The 24,594-nt window shown below is 53.4% G+C and carries 28 protein-coding genes and 1 tRNA gene; 21 read left to right on the top strand and 8 right to left on the bottom strand.

The annotated features are described in order from the left end of the window. Positions 1-18 precede the first annotated feature (18 nt). The 7 genes from AURUGA1_RS06975 to AURUGA1_RS08075 are packed head-to-tail and all read left to right on the top strand — an operon-like array spanning position 19 to position 5,952. Complete coding sequence (locus AURUGA1_RS06975; RefSeq protein WP_114129476.1) at positions 19-1,482, top strand: aldehyde dehydrogenase; 1,464 nt, start codon at positions 19-21, stop codon at positions 1,480-1,482. 2 nt (positions 1,483-1,484) lie between these two features. Next, on the top strand, positions 1,485-2,393 hold the full coding sequence (locus AURUGA1_RS06970; RefSeq protein ID WP_114129475.1) for a catechol 1,2-dioxygenase: 909 nt from the start codon (positions 1,485-1,487) through the stop codon (positions 2,391-2,393). Then, positions 2,386-3,264 carry a fumarylacetoacetate hydrolase family protein gene (locus tag AURUGA1_RS06965; RefSeq protein WP_114129474.1) on the top strand — a complete coding sequence of 293 codons (879 nt, stop codon included), beginning with the start codon at positions 2,386-2,388 and terminating at the stop codon, positions 3,262-3,264. Before AURUGA1_RS06970 ends, AURUGA1_RS06965 begins: the two co-directional genes overlap by 8 nt. Further along, positions 3,264-3,461, top strand: a complete 198-nt coding sequence (locus AURUGA1_RS06960) for a ferredoxin (protein ID WP_096379981.1) — start codon at positions 3,264-3,266, stop codon at positions 3,459-3,461. The genes AURUGA1_RS06965 and AURUGA1_RS06960 overlap by 1 nt, the downstream gene beginning before the upstream one ends. A 9-nt stretch (positions 3,462-3,470) precedes the next feature. Beyond that, positions 3,471-4,685, top strand: a complete 1,215-nt coding sequence (locus AURUGA1_RS06955) for an NAD(P)/FAD-dependent oxidoreductase (protein ID WP_114129473.1) — start codon at positions 3,471-3,473, stop codon at positions 4,683-4,685. Between the two features lie 43 nt (positions 4,686-4,728). Next, entirely contained in the window at positions 4,729-5,787 is a 1,059-nt protein-coding gene (locus AURUGA1_RS06950; protein ID WP_114129472.1) for an NAD(P)-dependent alcohol dehydrogenase, read from the top strand. A 9-nt stretch (positions 5,788-5,796) separates the two neighbouring features. Beyond that, the gene (locus tag AURUGA1_RS08075; RefSeq protein WP_162784089.1) at positions 5,797-5,952 is read left to right on the top strand and encodes a hypothetical protein; all 156 of its coding nucleotides are present in this window, start codon (positions 5,797-5,799) and stop codon (positions 5,950-5,952) included. 2 nt (positions 5,953-5,954) lie between these two features. Here the strand turns inward: AURUGA1_RS08075 and AURUGA1_RS06945 are convergent, their stop codons facing one another. Beyond that, on the bottom strand, positions 5,955-6,962 hold the full coding sequence (locus tag AURUGA1_RS06945) for an agmatine/peptidylarginine deiminase (RefSeq protein WP_114129471.1): 1,008 nt from the start codon (positions 6,960-6,962) through the stop codon (positions 5,955-5,957). Between the two features lie 40 nt (positions 6,963-7,002). Beyond that, the gene (locus AURUGA1_RS06940; RefSeq protein WP_114129755.1) at positions 7,003-8,385 is read right to left on the bottom strand and encodes an aminotransferase class V-fold PLP-dependent enzyme; all 1,383 of its coding nucleotides are present in this window, start codon (positions 8,383-8,385) and stop codon (positions 7,003-7,005) included. Between the two features lie 514 nt (positions 8,386-8,899). Between AURUGA1_RS06940 and AURUGA1_RS06930 the strand changes: the two genes are divergently transcribed. The 4 genes from AURUGA1_RS06930 to AURUGA1_RS06915 are packed head-to-tail and all read left to right on the top strand — an operon-like array spanning position 8,900 to position 11,246. Beyond that, positions 8,900-9,349 (top strand): MaoC family dehydratase N-terminal domain-containing protein, encoded by a 450-nt coding sequence (locus tag AURUGA1_RS06930; protein WP_114129470.1) that lies wholly within the window; start codon positions 8,900-8,902, stop codon positions 9,347-9,349. A gap of 2 nt (positions 9,350-9,351) precedes the next feature. Then, positions 9,352-9,771, top strand: coding sequence for a MaoC family dehydratase (locus AURUGA1_RS06925; RefSeq protein WP_114129469.1), 420 nt, complete (start codon positions 9,352-9,354; stop codon positions 9,769-9,771). A 3-nt stretch (positions 9,772-9,774) separates the two neighbouring features. Continuing rightward, on the top strand, positions 9,775-10,890 hold the full coding sequence (locus AURUGA1_RS06920; protein WP_114129468.1) for a UDP-N-acetylmuramate dehydrogenase: 1,116 nt from the start codon (positions 9,775-9,777) through the stop codon (positions 10,888-10,890). A 2-nt stretch (positions 10,891-10,892) separates the two neighbouring features. Then, on the top strand, positions 10,893-11,246 hold the full coding sequence (locus AURUGA1_RS06915; RefSeq protein ID WP_114129467.1) for an iron chaperone: 354 nt from the start codon (positions 10,893-10,895) through the stop codon (positions 11,244-11,246). Between the two features lie 3 nt (positions 11,247-11,249). Here AURUGA1_RS06915 and AURUGA1_RS06910 read toward each other — a convergent pair whose 3' ends face one another. Then, positions 11,250-12,455: a pyridoxal phosphate-dependent aminotransferase gene (locus tag AURUGA1_RS06910; protein WP_114129466.1), complete on the bottom strand. Its 1,206-nt coding sequence runs from the start codon at positions 12,453-12,455 to the stop codon at positions 11,250-11,252. Positions 12,456-12,601: 146 nt separating this feature from the next. Between AURUGA1_RS06910 and AURUGA1_RS06905 the strand changes: the two genes are divergently transcribed. The 6 genes from AURUGA1_RS06905 to hisC all read left to right on the top strand — a co-directional run bounded on the left by AURUGA1_RS06905 (position 12,602) and on the right by hisC (position 16,227). Then, positions 12,602-12,674, top strand: a tRNA-Trp gene (locus AURUGA1_RS06905). A 19-nt stretch (positions 12,675-12,693) separates the two neighbouring features. Beyond that, positions 12,694-12,984, top strand: a complete 291-nt coding sequence (gene secE, locus AURUGA1_RS06900) for a preprotein translocase subunit SecE (protein WP_096380000.1) — start codon at positions 12,694-12,696, stop codon at positions 12,982-12,984. A 37-nt stretch (positions 12,985-13,021) separates the two neighbouring features. Further along, positions 13,022-13,828 (top strand): transcription termination/antitermination protein NusG, encoded by an 807-nt coding sequence (nusG, locus tag AURUGA1_RS06895; protein ID WP_114129465.1) that lies wholly within the window; start codon positions 13,022-13,024, stop codon positions 13,826-13,828. Positions 13,829-13,941: 113 nt separating this feature from the next. After that, positions 13,942-14,373, top strand: a complete 432-nt coding sequence (rplK, locus tag AURUGA1_RS06890; RefSeq protein WP_096380005.1) for a 50S ribosomal protein L11 — start codon at positions 13,942-13,944, stop codon at positions 14,371-14,373. An 11-nt stretch (positions 14,374-14,384) separates the two neighbouring features. Continuing rightward, a complete protein-coding gene (gene rplA / locus AURUGA1_RS06885; RefSeq protein WP_114129464.1) occupies positions 14,385-15,074 on the top strand; it encodes a 50S ribosomal protein L1 in 690 nt (229 codons plus the stop codon). 85 nt (positions 15,075-15,159) lie between these two features. After that, the gene (hisC, locus tag AURUGA1_RS06880; RefSeq protein ID WP_114129463.1) at positions 15,160-16,227 is read left to right on the top strand and encodes a histidinol-phosphate transaminase; all 1,068 of its coding nucleotides are present in this window, start codon (positions 15,160-15,162) and stop codon (positions 16,225-16,227) included. Positions 16,228-16,230: 3 nt separating this feature from the next. On the opposite strand, the gene AURUGA1_RS06875 is transcribed toward hisC, so the two are convergent. Both AURUGA1_RS06875 and AURUGA1_RS06870 read right to left on the bottom strand, forming a co-directional pair. Then, positions 16,231-16,839 (bottom strand): GNAT family N-acetyltransferase, encoded by a 609-nt coding sequence (locus AURUGA1_RS06875; protein ID WP_114129462.1) that lies wholly within the window; start codon positions 16,837-16,839, stop codon positions 16,231-16,233. 22 nt (positions 16,840-16,861) lie between these two features. Further along, a complete protein-coding gene (locus tag AURUGA1_RS06870) occupies positions 16,862-17,470 on the bottom strand; it encodes a YqaJ viral recombinase family protein (RefSeq protein WP_114129754.1) in 609 nt (202 codons plus the stop codon). Positions 17,471-17,656: 186 nt separating this feature from the next. Between AURUGA1_RS06870 and AURUGA1_RS06865 the strand changes: the two genes are divergently transcribed. After that, positions 17,657-18,370 (top strand): response regulator transcription factor, encoded by a 714-nt coding sequence (locus AURUGA1_RS06865; protein ID WP_114129753.1) that lies wholly within the window; start codon positions 17,657-17,659, stop codon positions 18,368-18,370. Beyond that, entirely contained in the window at positions 18,370-19,851 is a 1,482-nt protein-coding gene (locus tag AURUGA1_RS06860; protein ID WP_114129461.1) for a cell wall metabolism sensor histidine kinase WalK, read from the top strand. The genes AURUGA1_RS06865 and AURUGA1_RS06860 overlap by 1 nt, the downstream gene beginning before the upstream one ends. Here the strand turns inward: AURUGA1_RS06860 and AURUGA1_RS06855 are convergent. Beyond that, positions 19,848-20,864: a 1-phosphofructokinase family hexose kinase gene (locus AURUGA1_RS06855; protein ID WP_114129460.1), complete on the bottom strand. Its 1,017-nt coding sequence runs from the start codon at positions 20,862-20,864 to the stop codon at positions 19,848-19,850. The two genes, AURUGA1_RS06860 and AURUGA1_RS06855, sit on opposite strands and share 4 nt — an antisense overlap. A gap of 358 nt (positions 20,865-21,222) precedes the next feature. On the opposite strand from AURUGA1_RS06855, the gene rplJ reads away from it, so the two are divergent. Together rplJ and rplL are read left to right on the top strand one after the other, a co-directional pair. Next, the gene (gene rplJ / locus AURUGA1_RS06850) at positions 21,223-21,738 is read left to right on the top strand and encodes a 50S ribosomal protein L10 (RefSeq protein WP_114129459.1); all 516 of its coding nucleotides are present in this window, start codon (positions 21,223-21,225) and stop codon (positions 21,736-21,738) included. Positions 21,739-21,784: 46 nt separating this feature from the next. Next, on the top strand, positions 21,785-22,180 hold the full coding sequence (gene rplL / locus AURUGA1_RS06845; RefSeq protein ID WP_114129458.1) for a 50S ribosomal protein L7/L12: 396 nt from the start codon (positions 21,785-21,787) through the stop codon (positions 22,178-22,180). A gap of 64 nt (positions 22,181-22,244) precedes the next feature. On the opposite strand, the gene AURUGA1_RS06840 is transcribed toward rplL, so the two are convergent. Next, positions 22,245-23,495 (bottom strand): Nramp family divalent metal transporter, encoded by a 1,251-nt coding sequence (locus AURUGA1_RS06840; RefSeq protein WP_114129457.1) that lies wholly within the window; start codon positions 23,493-23,495, stop codon positions 22,245-22,247. 109 nt (positions 23,496-23,604) lie between these two features. After that, positions 23,605-24,582, bottom strand: a complete 978-nt coding sequence (locus tag AURUGA1_RS06835) for an aldose epimerase family protein (RefSeq protein ID WP_162784088.1) — start codon at positions 24,580-24,582, stop codon at positions 23,605-23,607. Between the last annotated feature and the right edge of the window lie 12 nt (positions 24,583-24,594).

Here is a 24,594-nt window from a genome sequence, read left to right as displayed (position 1 = left end):
GATGTGAGGACCTGACCCATGAGCACAATCAGCGTCGCCGGTGCCGAGATCGACACCCGCCACTACATTGGCGGTCAGCGCGTCTCCTCAGCTCAGACCTACACCAACACATCGCCGATTGACGGAACTTTCCTCGGAGAAATTTCTCGTGGTGGGCAAGAAGAGGTGGATGCTGCTGTTGCAGCAGCACGTGCTGCTTTTCCCGCCTGGGCCAAGCTCGGCCCCCAAGGTCGCGGCGTACTGCTTCACAAACTTGCTGACCTGGTAGAGGAAAACAACGAGACTCTGTCACAACTCGAAACTATGGACAATGGTTCATTACTGCGCTCCCACCGCAGGGGAGTCATGCCTCGCGTGGCAATGAACATTCGTTTCTTCGCAGACTGGGCACTCAACGACCTACACCATGAGCCCTTCGAAACTCGTGGTCACACCAACAACATCAGCTGGGACCCTTCCGGTGTGGCAGCACTGATCACTCCGTGGAACGCACCCTTGATGTTGGCAACGTGGAAGATTGGTCCCGCGCTCGCCGCTGGAGACACTGTCGTGCTCAAGCCGGCGGAGTGGACTCCTTTGAGCGCCTCCTTCTTTGCGGACTTAACCAAGCAGGCGGGTATTCCCGATGGTGTCTTCAACGTTGTGCAAGGTTACGGAAAAGAAGCTGGAGCAGCGCTGGTTGCTCACCCTGATATCAACCGCATCTCCTTCACTGGCTCAGTTCCCACCGCCAAGGCCATCGCACGTGCAGCAGCTGACAACCTGACACCCTGCTCCTTCGAGCTCGGCGGCAAGAGCCCCATGATTGTTCTCGAGGATGCAGATCTTGACCTCGCTGCAGAAATTGCGGTTGAACAATACGACAACGCTGGGCAGGTATGTCTGTCAGGAACGCGTATTTTCGTTCATGAAAACGTGGCTGATGAGTTTGCGAAAAAGTTTGGAGAAAAGGCGGCCGCAATCAAGCAGGGTGACCCACGTGATGAGGGCACCGACATTGGCCCACAAATACACCAAGTCCACTTTGATCGGGTCAAGGGATTTGTTGATCGCGCCAAGGCTGAAGGTCAAGAGATTGTTTGGGGCGGTGAACCCAATGAAGAGTTGGGCGGACTGTTCTTCAAACCAACCTTGGTGAAGAACCCAACCCCCGGTTCTGAGATCGTCTCTAGCGAAATCTTTGGTCCTGTACTGTGCATGATGACCTTCAGTACCGATGAGGAAGTCATTGAGAAAGCAAACGGCACAGAGTTTGGTCTGGCTGCTGTAGTCGTCTCCGGAAACAAGGACCACGCCAAGAAGATCACTGACGAGATTGTGGCCGGAACTATCTGGGTCAACTGCTTCTTTGTTCGTGACCTGCGTGCACCATTCGGGGGATCCAAGAAGTCGGGTATTGGTCGCGATGGCGGCACATGGTCCTTCGACTTCTATGCAGATGTAAAGAACACCGTAGTTTCACCAAATGGATGGAAGGAATAATCATGGGCGAAGTAGTAGGCGCAGCAATTCTTGCGCACGTACCCACAGTCATGCTCCCTAAAGAGACTCGCCTTGAGCTCAATGAGGGCAAAGAAATCTCTCTTGTCCCTGGTTTCGAAAAGTTCCGCAAGGACGTGATGGAGAAGCTGGATTACGACACCGTGATTGTGCTCGACTCTCACTGGGCCACCACCGTCGAGTTCGTGATTACGTCGCACGATCACCGAGAGGGGAAGTACACCGCGGAAGAACTTCCTCGTGGAATGTCCCAGATTCCCTACTCCTTTAGGGGTGACCGTGAGCTAGCCGAGTCTGTCGTCAAGTATGACGAAAAGAACGGAACATGGATTACTCCCATTTCCGACCCCTACCTTCCCATTATGTATGCCACCGTCAACCTGTGGGACTACCTCGGTAAGGGCCTCGACAAGCGGTGGGTTTCCGTCTCGGTGTGCCAGACCGCAACCACCGAAGACTTCCTGCGTGCAGGTCGTGCACTCGGTGAAGCCATCCGTGACTCAGACCGCAAGGTACTTCTCTTGGCTTCTGGTGCACTCTCACACACTTTCTACAAGCTGCGTGATTTGCGGAAGCACGAAGCAAGTGACCCTAGCCACATCTTCTCTCCAGAAGCACGGGCTGCAGATGAAGAGCGCATTGAATGGTTCAAAGCTGGAGATCACAAGCGAGTTCTTGAGACCATGCCTGAGTTCCTCAAGTTCAAGCCTGAGGCTAACTTCAGCCACTACCTCACCATGGCTGGAGCCATTGGTGAAGAGGCCAACACCTCCAAAGGTGTGATGTACTCAGACTACGAGAACTCGGTCGGCACCGGTCAGGTTCACATCTACTTCCCGAAGCCCGAAGGCGGCTTCCCACTTCCAAAGGATATGGTTCTCTCACGTGACTGAATATCGTCGAATCCTGCTTGACGGCGCTGCGGTGCAAACCGTGCGCGACGGAGAGTTCCTCGTTGCCGCCGACGGTCGTCGCGTGGCTATCGAAGATGCGCAACACCTGCCGCCTTCGGAGCCCACCAAGATCATCGCCGTTCACTTGAACTATGACAGCCGCACCAAGGAGTTCATGACCAAGCTCCCTGATGCACCCACCTATTTTCACAAGCCCATCACGGCGATCAACAGCCACAAAGGTGCTGTTGTGCGCCCCGAAGGCTGCAAGTGGTTGAACTATGAGGGTGAAATCGTAATTGTGATCGGCAAGACTTGCCGCAACATCAGCCCTGAAGAAGCCGGCGACTACATCGCCGGATACACCGTGGGTAACGACTACGGTCTGCACGACTTCCGCGACACCGACGCAGGCTCCATGTTGCGCGTGAAGGGATCAGACACCCTGGCACCTGTTGGCCCAGGTTTGGTCACCGACTGGGACTTCCGCAACAAGATGATTCGCACCTATGTCAACGGCGAGGTCAAGCAAGAAGACAACACAGACAACATGGAATGGGACATGCACTATCTGGTTGCAGATATTGCGCGCACCATCACCTTGGTTCCTGGTGACATGCTCTTCTCAGGAACCCCTGCGTTCTCACGTCCGGTTCAACCTGGTGACGTTGTCGAGGTTGAAGTTGAAGGCCTCGGTAGGTTGACTAACCACATCGTCGTCGGCCCCACTCCGATCCGCACAGACGTGGGAGCGCAACCCACTGAGAGTGAAGAAGTAATTTCAACCGCTTTAGGAGGGGATTGGGAGTTCCGCGGAATTCGCACACCCTCTAAAGACCTATATCCATCAACCGTGGAGGAAAAAGAATAATGCTCAAGATTCATGTCGACATGGAAAAGTGCCAGCACTACGGACAGTGCGTATTTGATGCACCGAACGTATTCCGTCTTAACGATGACGACAAGCTGGAATACGAAGCAACGGCGGATGACAGCGAACAGGACAATGTCCAGCTCGCAGTAGACATCTGCCCTATGCAGGCAATTTCTTTCACAAAAGCAGACTAAGTTCAGCTGATGACCCGTCCCGTAATTGTTGTCGGGGCCTCAATGGGTGGACTTCGCGCCGCGGAAACACTTCGGAAGAGTGGTTATGAGGGTCGTTTGGTCGTCATTGGCGACGAACCACACGCTCCCTATAACCGACCACCGCTGTCCAAAGAGGTTCTCGCTGAACAGGTAGACCACGCCGCCGTGGCTTTTCCTCTTTCAGAGGTACTTGACGATGTCGAGTGGGTGTTAGGCAACGCAGTCGTCAGTGCGGATCTTGACACACAATCAGTCACTCTTGCAGACGGTCAGGTTCTGGATTACAGCTGCCTCATTATTGCAACCGGCCTTCGTCCACGCAGACTAGATTTGCCTGGCAAGCCAAATTCTGGTGCTCACGCAATCCGCACTCTTGATGACGCAATGGCGCTGAGAGCAGAACTAAAACAAGGGGCGAAGGTTGTCGTCTACGGTGCAGGTTTCATCGGATGTGAAGCAGCTGCCACGGCAACAAAGCTCGGTGCCTCTGTCACTGTAGTAGGCAGGGGACCGGTTCCTATGTTGCGTCCGCTTGGGCAGCAGCTTGCTGAAGATATTCAGCGTCGTCACGAAGCACACGGTGTTCGCTTTGTGATGAATACTTTTTTGACTGAGATCCTGGGGGAGGAGAAGGTCACCGGTGTTGTGTTGGATAACGGGGAAACTCTGGAATGTGATGTTCTGATTGAGTCCATCGGCTCTCTTCCGAACACCGAGTTTTTAGAGGGAAATGACATTGACATCGAATCGGGAGTTCATGTCAATTCCACACTGCACGCACTTCGCAAAGATGGAACTCCATGGAGCAACGTCTATGCAATTGGTGATGTTGCCCGTTTCCCCATCCCACAGTTTGACCCCACAACTCGTCGAGTTGAGCACTGGAATATTCCGACAGAAATGGCACGAAAGGTTGGTAAGCAGGTTGCTCTGCAATTGGGAGAAGATCTCGAGGCACACGCAACAGAGCTTGCGAAGAACTTTGCACCCATCCCTTCGTTCTGGAGTGATCAATTTGAGGTGAGCCTGCTTGCTTACGGATTGTTAGATCAAGGTGAAGACGTTCGACTGCTTGAAGGGGAAGTCGGCGGAGAGTGCATCTACGGATATTTCAAGGGTGATGACATGGTGGGAGTATGCGGAATAGGCATGCGTTCGAAAGTCATGGGTTACCGCAATAAAGTGGGCATTGCAGCTTCATAATTACAAATTCAGATTTACTTCTCAACGATGTGAAAGGCATATCATGACCACTCAGGTTCGCGCTGTAGGAGCAAAGTCAGAAAAAGCACCTCTGGAAACATTTGAAATCACACGTCGTGATGTCCTGCCAGAGGACGTGCGCATTGCAATTGAATACTCAGGAATTTGTCACTCGGACATTCACACCGTTCGGGGTGATTGGGGAGATATGCCCTACCCCGCCGTTCCAGGTCACGAAATCATTGGTCGCGTCGTTGAAGTCGGCGACAAGGTAACCAAATATTCCCTTGGTGACCTTGTGGGTGTTGGCGTTATCGTCAAAAGCTGTGGAGAATGTGACAACTGCATTGCAGGAGATGAGCACTTTTGCCAAGGCCCGGCTGGTCCTTTGCTCACTTATGCCGAAGCCGATCCCTACATGCCTGGTTCTTTCACCTATGGTGGATACTCACGCGAAATCGTGACCACGGAAAAGTTCGTCTACCGCATTCCTGAAAATCTCGACAAAGCTGCTGCCGCGCCGTTACTGTGTGCTGGAATCACTGTCTATTCCCCCTTGAAGCACTGGGGTGCAGGCCCAGGAAAGACCGTCGGAGTAGCAGGTGTTGGTGGTCTTGGACACATGGCTGTGAAGTTTGCACATGCACTTGGTGCCCACACCGTCGCATTGACCACAAGCCCTGAAAAGGTTGAGTTGTGTAAGTCTCTTGGTGCAGATGAAGTTCTGATCACAAGTGATAAAGATGCAATGAAGGCCGCCGCTGAAAAGTTTGATCTCATCATCTCGACACTCCCTGGGGACCACGACATGAACCCATACCTTGACCTCCTTGGTCAAGACGGCAGCTATGTCGTCGTGGGTGCAGTAGGGAACATGACCCACTCATTCTCGCTGCCTAAGTTGATGAAACGTCACCGCTCTATTGCTGGATCTCAGATTGGGTCAACTCGTGAGACCCAAGAAATGTTGGACTTCTGCGGTGAACACAACATCGTCGCTGATATTGAACTCATCAATGCCGACTACATCAACGAGGCTTATGATCGCGTTGTCGCAGGTGATGTCCAATTCCGTTTCGTCATCGATGCGCAGACAATTTAGGAGCTGACGATGTCTGAACACAATAGTGAACGTCCCGCCGCTTCGTACCCCACCACAGGCCGTCCTGATTCATCCTCTGAGGAGTATCAGAAGATGGATAAGCTCGCGAAAATGATGGAACATCAAGTAGATGTCCTTCGGGGAACAGCTGAAGAGCAGAAGTAAGGCTATGCCTTTGGTTGCTGCTGCGTAATGCAGTGAATACCGCCACCACGTGCAAATAGCGGGCGTGCATCCACGAGTACGATTTCACGACCGGGGTATGCCTTGGCGAGCACCTTCTTCGCCTTCTCATCATTTGCGTCATCGAAGGCGCACAAAATCACGGCACCATTGCACACGTAGTGATTGATATAGCTGTAGTCCACCCACCCTTCGTCATCCTGTAACACTTCAGGGGCAGGGACTGAAATCACGTTGAGTTTGTTTCCCTCTGAATCGCGAGCTGCTTTGAGAACTCTGCGCACTTCTTGGCTAATCCAATAGTCAGGGTGTTCTTGGTTTTTCTGATCGTGAAAGAGGACAGTGTCCTCATTAGCGAAACAGGCCACAATGTCGATGTGCCCACGTGTTCCAAACTCGTCGTAGTCGCGAGTTAGTCCTCGGGGCATCCAAATCACGTGATCCACACCGAGCGTGCGATGAAGTTCTGCTTCTACTTGTTCTTTGGTCCAGTCAGGATTACGACCTGGATCAAGCTGAACTGTTTCGGTAATCATGACGGTGCGTGAACCATTGACGTGGATACCGCCACCCTCATTGGTCAGCGGGGAGTCAATCCGGGGAACACCGAGAGAGTCCAAAATCGCGGTGGCTGCTTGGGAATCGTGTTCCCAGCTTGCCCAGCTTTGACCACCCCAGCCGTTGAAAATCCAGTTCACGCCTGCAAGTTTTCCTGAGCTGTCGCGAACGAACGTGGGACCGATATCACGCATCCATGCGTCATCAAGCTCAGCGATGAGAATGTCAACCTGGGGGTCTAACCACTTCTTAGCTTCGTCAACGGCACTGGGATCAACCAGGATGGTGACCGGCTCAAATCTCACGATGGTGTTGGCCACATCAGACCAACACTTACGTGCTTCATCAGCGAGCTCTTCAGTTTCTCCGAGGGTGTAACCAGAAGAGGGCCAGGCCATCCACGTGCGCTCATGCTCAGCCCACTCAGCTGGCATGTGGAATTTTGGAGTTGTCACGATTAGACCGTATTCCTAGTTAGACCATCGTGTCGAGTATTTGAACCAAAGATTCATAAGTTGTTCGGGGGTTCACAATGGCAAAGCGCGTGTTGGGTTCACCCTTGTGGGAACTTGGAACAACGAAACCGATTCCATCGGCGAGGAGTTTGTTTGACCAACGGGTGTAATCCTCGAGAGCCCAGCCTTTCTTGACGAACACCACAACTGAGAGTTGAGGGTCACGAACTAGTTCCAGATCAGGGCGGCGACGAATCTCGTCTGCGATCTTGTAGGCCAATTGAATGTTCTGTTCAATAGCTTCGCGGTAAGCAGAGACACCATAGGTTGCTAATGAGAACCAGAGAGGAAGACCACGGGGGCGACGGGTGAGGTTGTAGGCGTAGTCGCTGGGGTTCCACTCTTCAGGGTTCTCGAGTGCGTCAAGGTACTCAGCGTGCTGGGTGTGAGTGATACGTCCAAGCTCGGGATCACGGTACACCAAAGCACAGGCGTCAAAGGGTGCAAACAACCACTTGTGTGGGTCAACAATGAACGAATCTGCGAGTGCAACGCCTGCGAAGAGGTGCTTCGTGCTCGGCGCCAGCATCGCGGCGATGCCGTAGGCGCCGTCCACGTGGAACCATACATCGTGTGCCTTGGTGACCTTACCTACTTCTTCGAGTTCATCTACGATGCCAAAGTTGGTAGTTCCGCCGGTAGCCACCACGGCAAAGATGCCGTCCCAGTTGCCTTCGAGCGTCTCGGCAAGTGCCTGGCCGGTGAGGCGGCCTTCTGTGTTGACGGGAACAGGAACAATATCCACATCCATCACACGGGCTGCTGCTTTGAGAGAGGAGTGAGCTTCAGAGCTGCAGGCAAAGCGCCAGCGCGCTGGAACTGGCTTCCCAGCGGCCTTGAGAGCCTCTGTGGCAGTGTGACGTGCAGCAACAAGAGCAGAGAGGTTTCCCAGGGTTCCACCCTGCACAAAAACGCCTCCAGCGCCTTCTGGCAAGCCAGCTTCGCGGGCTAACCATTCGAGAACCTGGTTCTCGGCATACACCGCACCGGCACCCTCCATCCAGGAGCCACCATAAATAGTTGAAGCCGAGACAATGAGGTCGAACAGTGTTGCTGCCTCGGTGGGAGCGCAGGGAATAAATGAAAGGTAGTTGGGGTGGTCGTTGGAAATCGTTGCCTCAGCAAGCACATTCTCAAAAAGATTCAGTGCTTCCAATCCGCCTAAGCCTTCTTCAGTGACCGTCTCAGGGACTTCCTGACGAAGCTGGCTGATGGTTTTGGGCCCATCCAGCGGTGGTGGGTCGTAATTCATGCGCCGGCGAGCGTATTCAAAAACTTGCTCGCGAAGCTTCATTGTTTCGAGGTCGACAGTGTGCATGTGATTGCCGTTGGGAGTTGTCATGTCGTGAGACATCCACTTCAGTGTTTCATCCACCGAATGCCCGCCACGACGAGTGTCGTGCGACTGGGGCCCTTCGGTGGGCTCAGACCACATTACCGGGGAAGTTCGACACGCCGAAACCCAGCAGCCAAAAAAGTTTTTTTGGGCGAGAAAACGCGTAAATATGCGGTTCTCTAGGCAAACTCACAGCAGCTCATAAAAAAACTCTCAAACACTACATGTAGTGGAATGACAATGGTGTGATTCGCGTTATATAGTGATAACTCACCGCAGGGGTGCGGCAGAAACATGTAAATGTTTCGACAAGTTTTATGGAGGCACAAATGGAATTCGAATCAAACGACACAGTAGGTGGCTACGCAGTACCAGTAGATCCAATGGATCTGCTGCAGTGCGACAGCTGCCAGTAAACACCTTGCAGCGGTAGCTGCCCCAAGAACCCCAGGTCAATGACGGTCTGGGGTTCTTTCGTTAAACCCCATCACTTCTCCCAGGCCACGCCTAGAATTGTGGCGTGGCTGTAAATCCTGAACTTCAAGGTCGTGTCTTCCCTCCGACCGCTCCGTATCTCGTTGGACGTGAAAAGATTCGCGAGTTTTCTCGCGCGGTACTTTCGACCAATCCCATCAACTTTGATGTGGACGCAGCCCGGGCTGCTGGCCACGAAGACCTTGTTGCGCCCACGACTTTTCCTGTCGTCGTGCAAGAGGCCACCCTCGCACAGCTCTTAGCTGAGCCGGATGCAGGCATTGACTTCTCTCGCGTCGTGCACGGGGAGCAGCGCTTCACCTACACTCGCGCAATTGTTGCTGGAGATGAACTCACCGCAACGTTGACCGTCTCCAGTGTGAAAAGCCTGGGTGGACACAACATGGTCACCGCTGACTCTGAGATTGTGGACGCGGACGGAAAGCATGTTGTCACCGCCATTTCCACTCTGGTCGTTCGAGGAGATGAGGACTAATCATGGTTGACTTCTCAACGCTCTCCAAAGGCGATGTCATCGCCGAAGAATCATTCCACCTCACCAGAGACAACTTGGTGCGTTACGCCGGGGCCTCCGGTGATTTCAATCCCATTCACTACCGTGATGATGTTGCCGTCTCAGTTGGGCTTCCAGGAGTACTTGCGCACGGCATGCTCACGATGGGTCTTGCTGTTCAGCCAGTATCTAATTGGGTAGGTGATCCTGCTCGCATCGTGGACTATCAGGTTCGTTTCACACGCCCTGTTCTTGTCGATGGCCAAATTGGCGCTGATGTCACCGTCTCCGCGGCAGTGGGTGCTCTGGAAGAAGACTCACAGATTGCTCGTATCGATCTGACCGTCAAGTTCAATGACGAGACAGTCCTGGGTAAAGCTCAGATTCGCGTCAACCTCGCCTAACCAATGAGCACCGTTCCGCTGTCCACACTGACCACCATGCAGGTGGGGGGTCCGGCGCGCGAACTCATTACCGCCACAACTCGTGAGCAACTCATAGAGGCTGCTCTGAATACGTGGGATTCGAATGAGCCCTGGCTCATTCTTGGCGGTGGATCCAACACCATCGTTGCTGACAATGGGTTCGACGGCACTGTTATCCACGTGTGCACACAGGGTATTGAACGGCAGCAAGACATATCGCGCTCGCCCAACCACAGTATCGTTCGAGTCGCTGCGGGAATGAACTGGGATGAACTTGTTGCATGGAGTATCTCCGAAGGCTTAGTCGGTATTGAAGCACTCTCAGGGATCCCCGGTTCAACTGGTGCTGCACCTATCCAAAACATTGGTGCCTATGGTCAAGAGCTTTCAACAGTTCTTCGCGCAGTAGAGTTCCTCGATCGATATACCCAGGAGATTACGTGGATTCCTGCCTCTGAACTGGCGCTGGGCTACCGTGACTCTGTTTTCAAACAAGGTAAAGAAGGTGTCATTCTCACCGTGGAGTTGGGCCTGTCTTCCTATGGAAACAACCAGTCTGCACCTATAGCTTTCCCTCAGCTCGCCTCTGCGCTGGGTGTTGAGCTGGGTGCCCAGGTATCCCTCGAACAGGTTCGACGATCAGTTCTCGCACTGCGCTCGAGCAAAGGGATGGTTCTCAACCCTGCAGACCCCGACACAGCTAGTGCAGGTTCCTTTTTTATGAACCCCATCGTCACCGAAAACTTTGCGCGTAACCTGCCCGAGGACGCACCACGTTTTCCTGTCACTCCAGATCCACAAGACAGAGTCCTTCCTCTGGGAGCAGAAGTTCCCGACCTCCCTTCAAAGTTTTCTCAACCACGGTTAGTGAAGCTTTCTGCAGCCTGGCTGATTGAGAACGCGGGAGTTCACAAGGGATATCGCATCCCCGGATCAAATGCCGCCATTTCTACTAAACACACTCTGGCCATCACCAATCAAGGTGGTGCCACCGCGGCGGAGGTAGTTGGCCTTGCTACCTATGTCCAGGCCATGGTGCAATCACACTTCGGAATTATCTTGCGCCCAGAACCCAATCTCATTGGAGTGGAGATTTAGCCATGGCTAAGTTTGAGAATCTTGATGAGTACTTCGCGAGCTTGGATGACAACAAAGCTGCAACACTGCGGCGCATCTTGGATGCAATCGCGACAAATTTTCCAGACTCCACGGTCAAACTGGCCTGGAATACCCCGCAGATACAGATTGCTGGGCAATATGTATTCGGCATGTCTGCAGCAAAGAATCACCTGTCACTTGCTCCGTGGAGCGAAGCAGCAATGACGAGCTTTGCAGAACGGTTGGCTCCCTACGAAACCACGAAAGGCTTGTTTAAGGTACCCGTGGACTGGGATGTCGATGCTGAGCTCATCACTGATCTCATTCAGGCTAGAAAGGCCGAGCTCGGCCTCTAGCTTCTACTTTGTTCCAAAGAGTTTCTGCAGACGCTGAACACCTTCAAGCAGTTGTGCATCTCCAAGGGCATAGCTAAAGCGCAGGTATCCGCTGGGACCAAAGGCCTCACCAGGTACCGCGGCTACTTCTGCTTGATCAAGAATCAGGTCAGCGAGCTCAAGAGAGTTGGTTGGGGTAACCCCACCCCACTCTTTGTTCAACAGGCCAGTGACGTCGCAGTAAACATAGAACGCTCCCTCGGGCATGGGAACTTCAAAGCCAGGAATCTTGCGGAGCTCTTCAACGATGAGCTTGCGACGGCGATCGAACGCTTCGCGCATCTCCTCTACAGGTTCTTGAGGGCCTGTGAGTGCAGCGATTGCTGCACGTTGGGAGATGTTGGAAACGTTAGAGCTCAGGTGTGATTGAAGATTGGCAGCGGCCTTGATGGCATCGGCGGGGCCGACCATCCAGCCCAGACGCCACCCGGTCATGGCATAAGTCTTGGCAACACCGTTGACCAAGATGGTGCGGTCCTGAAGTGCTGGAACTGCGTCAACAATGGAGACAGCCTTGAGGCCGTCATAGGTCAGGTTTTGGTAAATCTCATCTGCGATAACCCACAGGCCGTGCTTGTCTGCCCACTCGCCAATTGCTTTGGTCTGCTCAGGGGAGTAAACCGCACCAGTGGGGTTCGAGGGGGAGACGAAAAGCAATACTTTGGTTTTGTCTGTGCGTGCTGCTTCGAGCTGGTCCACGGTGACAAGGTAGTTCTGGTCAGCGCCAGCAAAAACGTCAACCTGCTTACCACCAGCAAGCTTGATGGCCTCGGGATAGGTAGTCCAGTAGGGAGTTGGAACAAGAACCTCGTCACCTGGATCTAGCAAGGTGGCAAAAGCTTGGTAGACAGCCTGCTTCCCACCGTTAGTGACGATGACCTGGCTGGGATCTACAGCCCATCCGCTGTCGCGCTGAGTTTTCTCCGCAATGGCCTGCTTGAGTTCGGGTAAACCAGCAGCAGGGGTGTAACGGTAGTTCTTGGGATCTTTCACCGCAGCCAGCGCCGCATCCACGATGTGAGCAGGTGTGGAGAAGTCTGGTTCACCAGCTGCATAGCTGATAACGGGGCGACCAGCAGCCTGCAAGGCTTTTGCCTTGGCATCTACCTTGAGGGTCGCAGACTCTGCGATGGCGGAAATACGAGAAGAAATACGCTTCAATTCAGGCACGACTACAACTATAGGGCTCTGGGCTCAGCTTTACACAGAGGCACTTTCTGACCTAAGCTGTTGCGAAGTGGTTGAAAAATGCCATGCTTTCGCGCGCCTTCTTTTGGGAAGAAACTACTGAACTTTTCAGTGGCAGCACGAAGCAGAGGGCGGTGGCTCAATTGGTAGAGCAGCGGTCTCCAAAACCGCAGGTTGCAGGTTCGAGTCCTGTCCGCCCTGCAAATCGAAAGGAAAACAAATGGCGCAAGACGTAGCCGACGAGCCCGGTGAGGACATCGTCGCACGCGCAAAAAAGGATCGTGCTGCCAAGCGCAATCCTTTCTCGCGCATTGCGCTTTTCCTTCGTCAGGTAATGGGTGAACTCAAGAAAGTCGTCACCCCTACCCGTAAAGAACTCATCAACTACGTGTTGGTAGTTCTCGCCTTCGTCACCATCATGTTGTTGATTGTGTCGGCGATGGATGCAGTATTTGGCTGGACCGTAATTGCCGTATTCGGTGACCTCGGCGCAACAACACCTGCTGGCTAGCCAGCACCACGATTTAGACAAATAAGACAGGAACAACGTGACTGATTCGACGCGCGAAGACGAGCAGCTGCTCGAGGCTGCTCTGGATGCACTAACCGAAACCGATGCTGCCGCAGTGGTTGACGTGGAGGCTGACGAAGTAATTGCCGATGCTCTCGACATCGACACCATCGAAGAAGCAGAAGCAGCCATTGTTGCCTCTGAAGATGAAGAAGAAGTTGCCGAAGACCCCTACGCGGCCTTCGAAGCAGAGCTTCGTACCCTGCCAGGTAAGTGGTACGTGATTCACTCCTACGCAGGTTTTGAGCGCAAAGTTAAGCACAACATTGAAAACCGTCGCGCCTCAATGCAGCTCACTGATTTCATCTTCCAGATCGAAGTGCCCATGGAAGACGTTGTTGAAATCAAGAACGGTCAGCGCAAGATGGTCACTCGTGTTCGTATCCCCGGATACGTGCTCGTGCGCATGGACCTCAACGAAGACAGCTGGTCGTGTGTCCGTCACACCCCAGGTGTGACCGGCTTCGTGGGCAACGCACACAACCCCACCCCTCTGCGTTTCCAGGAAGCATTCAACATGCTCAAGCCCCTGGTTGAGGTCAAGGATGTTCCTACTGCCAAGGCTGTTCAGGCCAAGGGTGGTCAGGCTGTTGCTCGTACTCCTATCGCAGAGATCGACTTCGAAATCGGCGAGACCGTGGTTATCAAGGAAGGTTCCTTCGCAGGTCTTCCTGGTTCGATCAGCGAAATCAAACCTGAGAGCGGCAAGCTCACTGTTCTGGTTTCTTTGTTCGAACGTGAGACTCCAGTTGAACTGAGCTTCGACCAGGTCACTAAGCAGTAATACAGATTTCCCTGAGCTCAGTCTCAGGGATTACCGCGAATCAGGTTCACCTGATTTCACGGGAGAGTTCATCGGAACCCCGATGAGTTCGAATTCAAAAAAAGGAAAAAGAAATGGCACCGAAAAAGAAGGTCACAGGTCTGATTAAGCTTCAGATCCAGGCCGGCGCCGCGAATCCAGCTCCTCCTGTTGGTCCCGCTCTGGGTCAGCACGGTGTGAACATCATGGATTTCTGCAAGGCATACAACGCAGCAACCGAATCACAGCGCGGAAACATCATTCCCGTTGAGATCACCGTTTACGAAGACCGTTCATTCGACTTCATCCTCAAGACTCCACCTGCAGCTGAAATGATCAAGAAGGCTGCTGGCGTTGCTAAGGGTTCTGGTACTCCTCACACAGTGAAGGTTGCCAAGCTCACCCAAGCACAGGTTCAGACCATTGCAGAAGCAAAGATGGCTGACCTCAACGCAAACGACATTGAAGCTGCAAAGCTCATCATCGCCGGAACCGCTCGTTCCATGGGCATCACGGTAGAGGGCTAAGGGGATAGATCATGGCTAAAAAGTCAAAGGCATATCTTGCTGCTGCCGCAAAGGTAGAAGAAGGCAAGCTGTACACCGCAACCGAAGCAGTCGCACTTGCTAAGGAAACCGGTTCAGCAAAGTTCAACAGCACCGTTGAGGTAGCCCTCAAGCTCGGTGTTGACCCTCGTAAGGCAGACCAGATGGTTCGTGGAACCGTCATGCTTCCTCACGGTACCGGTAAGACCGCACGCGTTATTGTGTTTGCAACCGGTCCTGCTGCTGAAGCTGCTGTTGCAGCTGGTGCAGACGAGGTTGGTGGCGACGAGCTCATCGAGAAGGTAGCCGCTGGCTACACCGATTTCGATGCAGCTGTTTCCACCCCTGAACTCATGGGTAAGGTTGGTCGTCTCGGTAAGGTACTCGGCCCTCGTAACCTGATGCCAAACCCCAAGACGGGAACTGTAACCCCAGATGTTGCAAAGGCAGTGAGTGACATCAAGGGCGGAAAGATCGAATTCAAGGTAGACAAGCACTCCAACGTTCACTTCATCGTTGGTAAGGCATCGTTCACCGCAGAGCAGCTCAGCGATAACATCAACGCAGCTCTCGAAGAAGTTGTTCGCCTCAAGCCTTCATCGGCTAAGGGTCGCTACATCCAGAAGGGCGCTGTCTCGACCACCTTTGGTCCGGGCATCCCACTCGATGTTGCAAGCATCTAAGTTCAACTGAACTCAAAGAAGCCCCGTCGCGTAAGCGACGGGGCTTCTTGTTTTTCTGGCAAGTTATGCCCGGTATCGTTGAAGAGTGATTAAGCAGCCTGCGCACATTGAGAAAATCCCTGCCTACAAACCAGGAAAGTCAACTGTGGATGGCTGGGATGGCCCGGTGTACAAGCTCTCGTCGAATGAGAACCCCTATCCACCGCTTCCCTCTGTGATTCAGGCCATCACAGATGCCGCATCAACTATGCACCGCTACCCAAACATGGCTGCGCCCGAACTCACCACCGCATTAGCTGCACGCTTAGGAGTCAAGGAATCAGAAATCGCTTTTGGCACTGGATCGGTTGAGGTTGCTGGACAGCTCATTCGTGCTTTTGCTGGTCACGGAGATGAGGTGATCTATGCATGGCGCTCTTTCGAGGCTTATCCCATCTTGGTTCGTGGTGCTGGGGCAACACCTGTCGAGGTTCCCCTCACGGCCGATCATCGTCATGACCTTTCTGCCATGCTTGCGGCGATTACTCCCGCAACCAAAGTCATCTTCATTTGCACGCCTAACAACCCCACTGGTACAGCTGTTAGCCATGACGAGCTGAGGGATTTTCTGTCCCAGGTTCCTGCTCATATCCTTGTGGTTATTGACGAAGCTTATGTTCACTTTCAGAATGACCCACAAGCGGCACGTGGCCTGGAGCTTTACCGAGAGTTTGAGAATGTAGCTGTCCTGCACACTTTCTCAAAGGCATACGGCCTCGCAGCATTACGTTTGGGATATACCGTTGCACGCCCTGAGGTGATGGAAGGCCTGGCCAAGGTCGCACTGCCTTTCGGAGTGACCGATATTGCTCAAGCCGCAGGGGTCGCTTCGCTAGCTGCAGAACCCGAACTTCAAGAACGCATCGATGTCTTGTTGGATGAACGAGACAAGCTCGAAGCCTACCTCGCAACGACCGAGTGGGATGTTCCCTCCTCGCAAGCGAACTTTGTCTGGCTCGCAGCGGGTGAAGAAACTGATTCTCTTCAATCCCATCTGATGAGCCGAGGAATTATTTGCCGGGCATTCAGCGGCACAGGTATTCGTATTTCTATCGGATCTCCTGAGGCCAACCTTGCTCTCATTGATGCGCTGGATAGCTATAGCCGGAGCTAGTCTCTAGGACTCTTCTGCCTGCTCAAAGTCATCAAGACGAGCAATAAGACCATCATGCACGGCAGGCCACTCGTCCTTGGTGATGGAGTAAACCGCAGTGTTGCGCAATGTGCCATTCGCCATCACCATGTCATTGCGCAGTATGCCGTCGAGTTTGGCACCAAGCTTCTCAATTGCGGCACGGGACTGAGCATTTTTTTCATGCGTGCGCAGTTCGACCGCGTTGCAGCTCAAAACATCAAAGGCATAGCTGAGCATCAAGAGCTTTGCTTCAGGGTTGATGGCGGTGCCTTGGTAGCTGCTGGCCATCCAAGTGGATCCAATCTCTACCTTGAAGTTCTCCAGCTTCATATTCATGAAGGTGGTCATGCCAATGGCTTTATTCGTTGCAACGTCAATCGTGGCAAAAGGCATCATCGAACCTGCCGTGTAGAGACCTATACGACGATCAATTTCCGCCTTCATGCTTTCAGGGCTGGGGATTGCGGTGTACCAGAGCTCGTGGAGTTTGCCATCTTCGCACGCAGCAGAGAGTTCTTCAGCACGCTCGTTACTGAGAGGTTCTAGCCGAACGTAGTCGCCCTCCAGGATTGGAATCTCGGGAAGTGACATTTATGTTCCTTAGGAAGTGGATTTAGTTTGTGAGACGGTGGAGTTCACCAATAAGTCCGTTGGCAAGATACACAAGTTCACGGATTGCACGCTCGTCGCGCTCGATCCAGATGTGTTTGGGAGTATCTGAAATGGGAACAAAGTTCTCATGCTGTTCCCAGACGAACAACGTTCTTTCTGCGCCAAGAACATATTGCTGCCAATAGACCTGACGAAGATATCCGGCAGGGACACCCTCGAAGGGCTTTTGACTAGTTTTTATCTCGGCAAGCACGAGAGTCTCATCAATGACTCCAATGCCATCTGGGGTGGCAAGATGCCGAGGTTCGGGCTCTGCGTGGAATAACGCAGAGCTGGGGTTGATGGAAAAGTTTTCTTTCACCCAGGCAGCGATGACCGGTTCGCGTGCTTTGCCATGGTCAGTGAAAACATTGCCGGTAAAGGTGGATCCGCGAAGTTTCTCTAAAGCTGCAGTCGGGATGGCGTTAACGCTATTGAGCTTGGCCACATCGGTGGCAGTAATTCCACGAGCACGGGCACGAAGCCACGCAGCTTCGTCTGTTCCGTCCGTGACAAGACGATCGAGATAGGCAATATGTGGGAATTCTGCCTGTGGCTTTGTCTCGGGCATACCTGCCACGTTCACTGGTGAATTCACGTTTTCTATTCTGGCGGTGGTCACTGACATTCGGGCAGGCGCTCGCCGGGGTGCCGACGATCTCTCGAGATATTCATTGGCTTCTTAGGTGATTCATAGGATTCTCATAGAAAACTTAGTCATACTCGAAATGTGAACGATTCCACAGCTGCAGCCCCTATGCGCCTCACCCGCGCTGATGGTTCCCCCATTCGCGTTCTCGTCGTCGACGATGAAGCTTCCCTCACTGATCTACTACAGATGGCCCTTCGATATGAGGGTTGGGAAATCAAGACTGCCGCCGATGGCTCCTCTGCCATCGCCACGGCGCGTGATTTCCGACCCGATGCCGTCGTTCTTGACATCATGCTTCCTGATATTGATGGTCTTCAGGTTCTCCAGCGTATGCGGGCAGACGGTAACGATGTACCTGTGCTGTTCCTCACCGCGAAAGATTCCCTTGATGACCGTATTGCAGGCTTGACCGCTGGTGGTGATGACTATGTCACGAAGCCCTTCAGCTTAGAAGAAGTTGTGGCCAGGCTTCGAGGATTGATTCGTCGATCAACCTTGACTATTGATGCCAATGAAAGCCCTGTCTTGGTCGTAGGTGATTTGGAACTGGATGAAGATAGCCACGAGGTTCGTCGTGCAGGGCGACCTATCGAACTCACGGCCACTGAGTTTGAATTATTGCGCTATCTCATGCGCAACCCCCGCCGCGTCGTGAGCAAGACACAAATTCTTGACCGTGTGTGGGACTACGACTTCGGGGGAAAGAGTTCCGTCGTAGAGATTTACATCTCTTATCTGCGCAAAAAGATTGATGCAGAAGGTTCACCCATGTTGCACACTGTGCGCGGTGCTGGCTACATGATTAAGCCAGCCGACTAATGTCTTCTGCAGGTCGCGCTCCCTGGACTTTGCGTCGTCGCCTCACGGTGACGATGGCTGGCTTATTGGTTGTTGCTGCGGCACTGATCGGTGTTGTCAGTGTTGTCTCACTGCGCGCTTTTCTTGTCGACCGGCTGGACCAGCAAATTACTAACGCCGTTGTGCGCTCAACCGCGGCGGTTTCAAACGGCATGGAAGATAGCCGACCTGGGCATCGGGGCGACGGCGATGATGATCATGACGATCGTCCTAACGATGCACTTCTCGCCCCTGGCCAAGCGGCCGGAACACTGGTTGCCATCGTTGATCCTTCTGGGCAGGTCACCGCCGGAGTTCTCAACAATCGCGGTGCCGTGGTTGCTGTGAACCTCCAAGATACAAATGCTTTAGCATCAGTGGAATCCAACAGCGAACCTGAAACAATTCACGTTAAGGGCGCAGGAGAATATCGTGCAGTTTCCGTTGCTGCCCAAGATGGCTCTTCACTCGTCATCGCGCTTCCCATGGTGGAAGTAAACGCTGCCATCACTCAATTGCTCATCGTGATTTTGATTGTCACGGGGCTGGGTGTGGCTGCTGCCATCGTGGTAGGTCGTGCACTCATACGGTATGAACTTCGTCCACTGGATCGTGTGACAGACACGGCAACTCGAGTGTCCGAATTGCCCCTTGATAAAGGTGATGTCGACCTGGGCGAGCGCCTCAGCGAAGAAGATACGGATCCACGAACAGAGGTAGGTCGCGTGGGTTCAGCCTTTAACAACATGCTGGTGCACATTGGGCGTGCTCTGACAGCACGTCAGGCTAGTGAAGAAAAAGTGCGTCGCTTTGTTGCTGATGCAAGTCACGAACTGAGAACACCACTGGCTTCTATTCGTGGTTATGCCGAACTCACCAGACGCAGTAGTGCCACATTGCCAGAGGACGTCAGTCACTCCCTCAATCGCATTGAGTCAGAAGCAACACGGATGACCGGTTTGGTCGAAGACCTTCTCTTGTTGGCACGACTTGATGAAGGTCGAGAACTCGAACACCACCAGGTTGATCTTTCTCGCATTGTGGTTGATGCGGTTAGTGATGCACACGCTGCCGGTCCAGACCACACGTGGGATATCGATATTCCCGAAGTTCCCGTTGAGGTGTTGGGTGATCAGGCGCGACTTCACCAAGTTGTTGTGAATCTCCTGGCTAATGCACGGGTGCACACTCCAGCAGGTTCAACGGTCCGAGTCGCTCTTGAAGAAACCGAGGACAGCGTCCACATCCGTGTCATTGATAACGGTCCGGGGATTCCTGCAGACCAGATGCCAGATCTCTTTGAGCGCTTTACTCGAGGAGATGCGTCACGTACCCGTGCCACAGGAAGCACTGGCCTCGGTCTTGCTATTGTCCACGCGGTGGTTCATGCCCACAACGGAACAGTGACTGTCAGAAGTGAACCAGGCAATACCGAGTTCATAGTGACCCTACCGAAGTCTTAGTAGCGAACGGTAGCTTTCTCGAGCAGGGTGTAGTTTGGGTCAACTTCACGTAATTGAGCTTTCGGTGCATCACCGAAAGAACTAATCAATGTGGTCGGAAGTGACACAGCAAGAGCTCCCCAGGAGCAGCCAGTTGTCAGTGCTGCCTCCGGACTGAGCTTGGGTAGTGTGCCATTTTCGCGACCTGCTGCAGAAGCTTCGGGACTCACTACCTGGCTCAGGAACCCGGCCAAGAATGCGTCGCCAGCACCAGTGGTGTTTATTACCTCTGGTGCAATAGCGCTTGCCCAAACTGCCTCATCGGCTGTAATGGCAATAGCCCCGTCGGGACCAAGGCTCACGAGTGCAATTTCGAGTCCAGTCTCAATAAGTTCGCGACCGGCATCAATGACTTCACCCAGGGTGTGAAGTTCGTGCCCGACGAGTGAAGCAAGTTCATCTGCGTTGGGTTTGATGAGGTTGACTTCGCCACTGCGTCCCCAGTGCTTGAGCTCAGGACCAGAGGTGTCCAAGCCAACACGAGCACCCAGATCACGTGCACGGGCAAAAAGCTCACTCAGGTCAATTGGCAGACCTGTATCAATCATCTTCGGGTGCATACCGGAGACCACAAGCCAGTCCGCGTTCATGTCTGAAACCTGTTCGAGAGTGGTCTCGACGACGTTGCGCCAGTCCTCGGTGGTGAAAGGGATGGCTTGTTGGTTGATGTTGGTTGTTCGGCCACCCCGCTCAACCACTGTCGTATTCACACGCACTCGCCCCTGGACAGGCATGATGCGCAGAATCTGGGGGAAGGGTGTTGAGAACAAAAGGTATTGGTCCTGCATACCAATGGGCAGCACAGCAGAGACGGGGTGCTTTGCCAAGTGCAGGGTGCGGGCAACGTTCAGGCCTTTACCGCTCATGTACTCGTGGACTTCATAGGCACGGTTCACTTTGCCGACAGTGAGATCTTCAGCAAGGTACGTGCGGTCCAGCACGGGAGCGGGGGTCAGGGTTACAACTGCGTTCACGAGGCCTCTAATCTTCGTGACATGCTTCAGCTCACATCTTGTTACCGTCTCTCACGAGGTAACTGTGTCAGCGTCAGCGCTAATAAGGGAGGGAAGTCTCTAGTCTACCGATTTGCGGGAGAGGGCAACTCTCACATAACCTAGAGATAACCAAAGACCGCTGGTTATTGGTGTGTTCATGAAAATGAACATCCATCTAAAGTTCGTTTCGACGAAAACCCGCGCAGGCTAACTGTTAGTGATATGCACGTTCACGTGTTTTCTTTCGCTCCAGCCCTGCGCTGGAGCTTTTTTATTTTCAGCGGCCTGCGGAAAATCACCCCACACAAGTGGGGTGTGTGAAACCACAAGGAGCGCCATGGCGAACAAGGAAGCAATGCTCGCCGAACTCGAGAAGAATTTCTCTGGTTCGAATGCAGTTCTGCTCACCGAGTACCGCGGCCTCACTGTTGCACAGCTCAAGGAGCTGCGCAGATCAATCAGTGAGCACGCGACTTACGCCGTGGTAAAGAACACGCTGACCAAGCTTGCTGCCGCTAAGGCTGGCATCACTGGTCTCGATGACCAGCTTGCTGGCCCATCGGCTATTGCATTCGTACACGGTGACGCTGTCGCTGTTGCGAAGGCTCTGCGTGCCTTTGCCAAGGCAAACCCTCAGCTCATTTTGAAGGGCGGCTACTTCGACGGTAAGCCTCTCGACGCAGTTGAGGTTGGAAAGCTCGCCGATCTCGAGTCCCGCGAAGTACTTCTGGCAAAGTTTGCCGGTGCTGCGAAGGCCTCTCTCTTCGGTGCCGCATACCTGTTCACCGCACCACTGTCCAAGGCTGTTCGTACAGTCGACGCACTGCGTGCAAAGCAAGAGTCCGGCAACTAGTCCTTACTAGTTCTCGGTTTAAACGAAAAATAACAAGGAGAAAATCATGGCAAAGCTCTCAACTGAGCAGCTCATCGAGGCTTTCAAGGAGCTCTCACTCATCGAGCTCAGCGAGTTCGTTAAGGCATTCGAGGAGACCTTTGAGGTCACCGCTGCAGCTCCCGTAGCTGTTGCTGCTGCTGGCGCACCTGCTGCTGCTGGCGCTGCTGGTGGCGACGCTGCTGAAGAGAAGGACTCTTTCGACGTCGTTCTCGAAGCTGCTGGTGCTAACAAGATTGCTGTTATCAAGGAGGTTCGTACCCTTACTAACCTCGGTCTTGGTGAAGCAAAGGCTCTCGTTGATGGTGCACCTGCAACCATCCTCGAAGGTGCAAACAAGGAGACCGCTGACAAGGCTAACGCTGCCCTCACCGAGGCTGGCGCAACCGTTGTTCTCAAGTAGTCTTTCGAACTACACGCTTCAGGGGCGTCGATCCTCAGGGTTCGGCGCCCTTGTGCTTTAACCTCTAACTCGCGAAGGTGATCCAGAGAAGAACGAGATTCAAAGCAATCACAAATCCTGCTGCTGTAATTGCTAGCACCGTGGTTGCTGTGCGGTTGGAGTCCTCTCCCACAATCTTTTTATCTTTCGTGAAAATCAAGAGCGGTATCAGCGCAAAGGGAATACCGAAGGAGAGAACAACTTGGCTCATTATCAATGCCCAAGTGGGGTCTATTCCTAGCCCCAAGATAATAAAGGCAGGGATAAGCGTAATAAGCCTGCGCCACAGCAGGGACACGTTCAGTTTGGTAAGACCACTCATGATGTCTGCGCCGGCATAGGCGCCCACAGAAGTTGAGGCCAATCCTGAGGCCAATAAGCCAATAGCAAACAAGACGGCGATGGCAGGTCCAAGCTCAGTGCCCAAAGCATTGTAGACACCCTCGAGGCTGTCCGTTCCTGCCACACCCTGCAGGCTTACTGCTGCAGTAAGCAGGATAGCTAGATTGACACTTCCAGCGATGACAAGAGCTATGGTCACATCCACCCGCGTTGCTTTGAGAATTGTTCCTCGCTGAACACCAGCTTGCACTAAACCAAAACGGTCACGAGTCAATGCGGAGTGAGCATAAATGGCGTGAGGCATGATGGTAGCGCCCAAGATAGATGCTGCCAACAGCACAGAGTCGGGGCCGTCAAAGCGGGGGAACAGACCTCCCAGAACTGAAGAAGGATCAGGCGGAGCCACAACTAATCCCATGCCAAACCCAACGGCAATAAGCAAGAGCAGGCCAATAATCATGCGCTCGAAGACCTGGGAGCCAGATCTGTCCCTCATGGAAAGCATGAACAAGGACAGCAACCCCATGATGAGGGCTCCTGCCAGCAAGGGCATTCCAAAAAGAAGATTCAGAGCAATTGCCCCACCAATAACTTCGGCCAGATCGGTGGCCATAGCCACTATTTCTGCTTGAACCCAAAACCCTCGACGCAGCCATTTATTGCGTATGCGTTCACCCAAAATCTGGGTGAGAGATTTACCTGTTGCTATCCCCAGCTTGGCGGAAAGATATTGCACCAGCCAGGCAATGAGATTGCCAACTACGACAACCCAGACCAACAGATAACCAAACTGGGCCCCGGCGGTCATATTGCTGGCCACGTTGCCAGGGTCTAGATAGGCCACACCTGCTACTAGTGCCGGACCAAGGAGCGGAACAACCCTCAGTGCACGCGCTCGACGAGTCGTCGGAGGTGTGGCGGGTGGGGTCGACATCGCTACTCAATTTCGCTGGGATGGACGTATTTCGTCTTCCCATTCAGACTACAAGCACTATCTCCGCCTCGTGTTTGGTCACCTAGACCAGAAATGTTCTTCGATCGAGTTATGTTGCGCTGAACTTGTGTCGTGTGATGTGCCGGTAGGTTTCGTCAGGCAGCAGAACAATGGAGGGGAACTGGGGCAGCAATGGGTTGTCAATGATGCGTTGTGGCTCTAAACACAGCCCACCAAATGGCGTGAGGATGTGCTCAGCATCGAGTTCTTCTTGTGGAAGGTAGGCCCCTGAATAGACCTGCATGGCGGGCTCTGAGGTGTAGAGGGTTAAAGTCCTGCCAGTTCCGCTGTGGTGAAGCCGCGCTGCAGCAGTTGTGAGGTGGTTGGCGTTGGTCAAGATGAAAGTGTCATCCCAGCTGTGTTCAGATAATGAAAGTTGCTGAGGTGAGGAAAGAAAGTGTCCCGTGGGCAGTTGCGCACTATCTGTTTCCAACTGCCCAGCATGATCCACGAACAATTCATGATCTTCAACAGTGTGTCCAGGAATTCCGGACAGGTTCCAATAGGCATGCGTGGTGAGGTTAACAGGGGTTGGCGCGGTGGTGTGTGCTGTGAGGGTCGAGGTTAGTTCTCCATCAGAACTCAGGTCATACCGTGAGGTCACAGTGAGCTCACCGGGATAGCCCTCTTCTCCTGCCGGACTGCAGTAGCGAAACTCAGCAGAGACAACATCATCGGTGTCGAAAGTAACGAGCTCCCATTCCACGCGATCAAAGCTTTGTGCTGGTCCGCCATGAAGGTGATTACCGCGTTCATTAGGCTCAACGTCGAAAGATAGCCCGCCCCCAACAAAATGGCTTTGCGGAATGCGCCCGGCAACACGACCGACCGTGCAGCCCAGATACAGCCCAGCTCGATGGGCATAATCCCGGGTAGTGGGTAAACCCAGGACAACGTTGGCCAGGCGACCATTTCTATCTGGAACCCACAGCTCAACCAGTCGTGCACCAAAGGTGGAAACCACCATTGACACTCCTGAGGAGGTACTCAGTCGTGTGAATCCAGAGTGATCGAGAGTGATGCTCATGAGTTTCTTCTT

It is taken from the genome of Aurantimicrobium sp. MWH-Uga1 (assembly GCF_003325955.1).
Taxonomy (GTDB): domain Bacteria; phylum Actinomycetota; class Actinomycetes; order Actinomycetales; family Microbacteriaceae; genus Aurantimicrobium.
The sequence above is the reverse complement of the archived record's forward strand: the minus strand, read 5'-3'. Positions and strand labels throughout refer to the sequence as shown.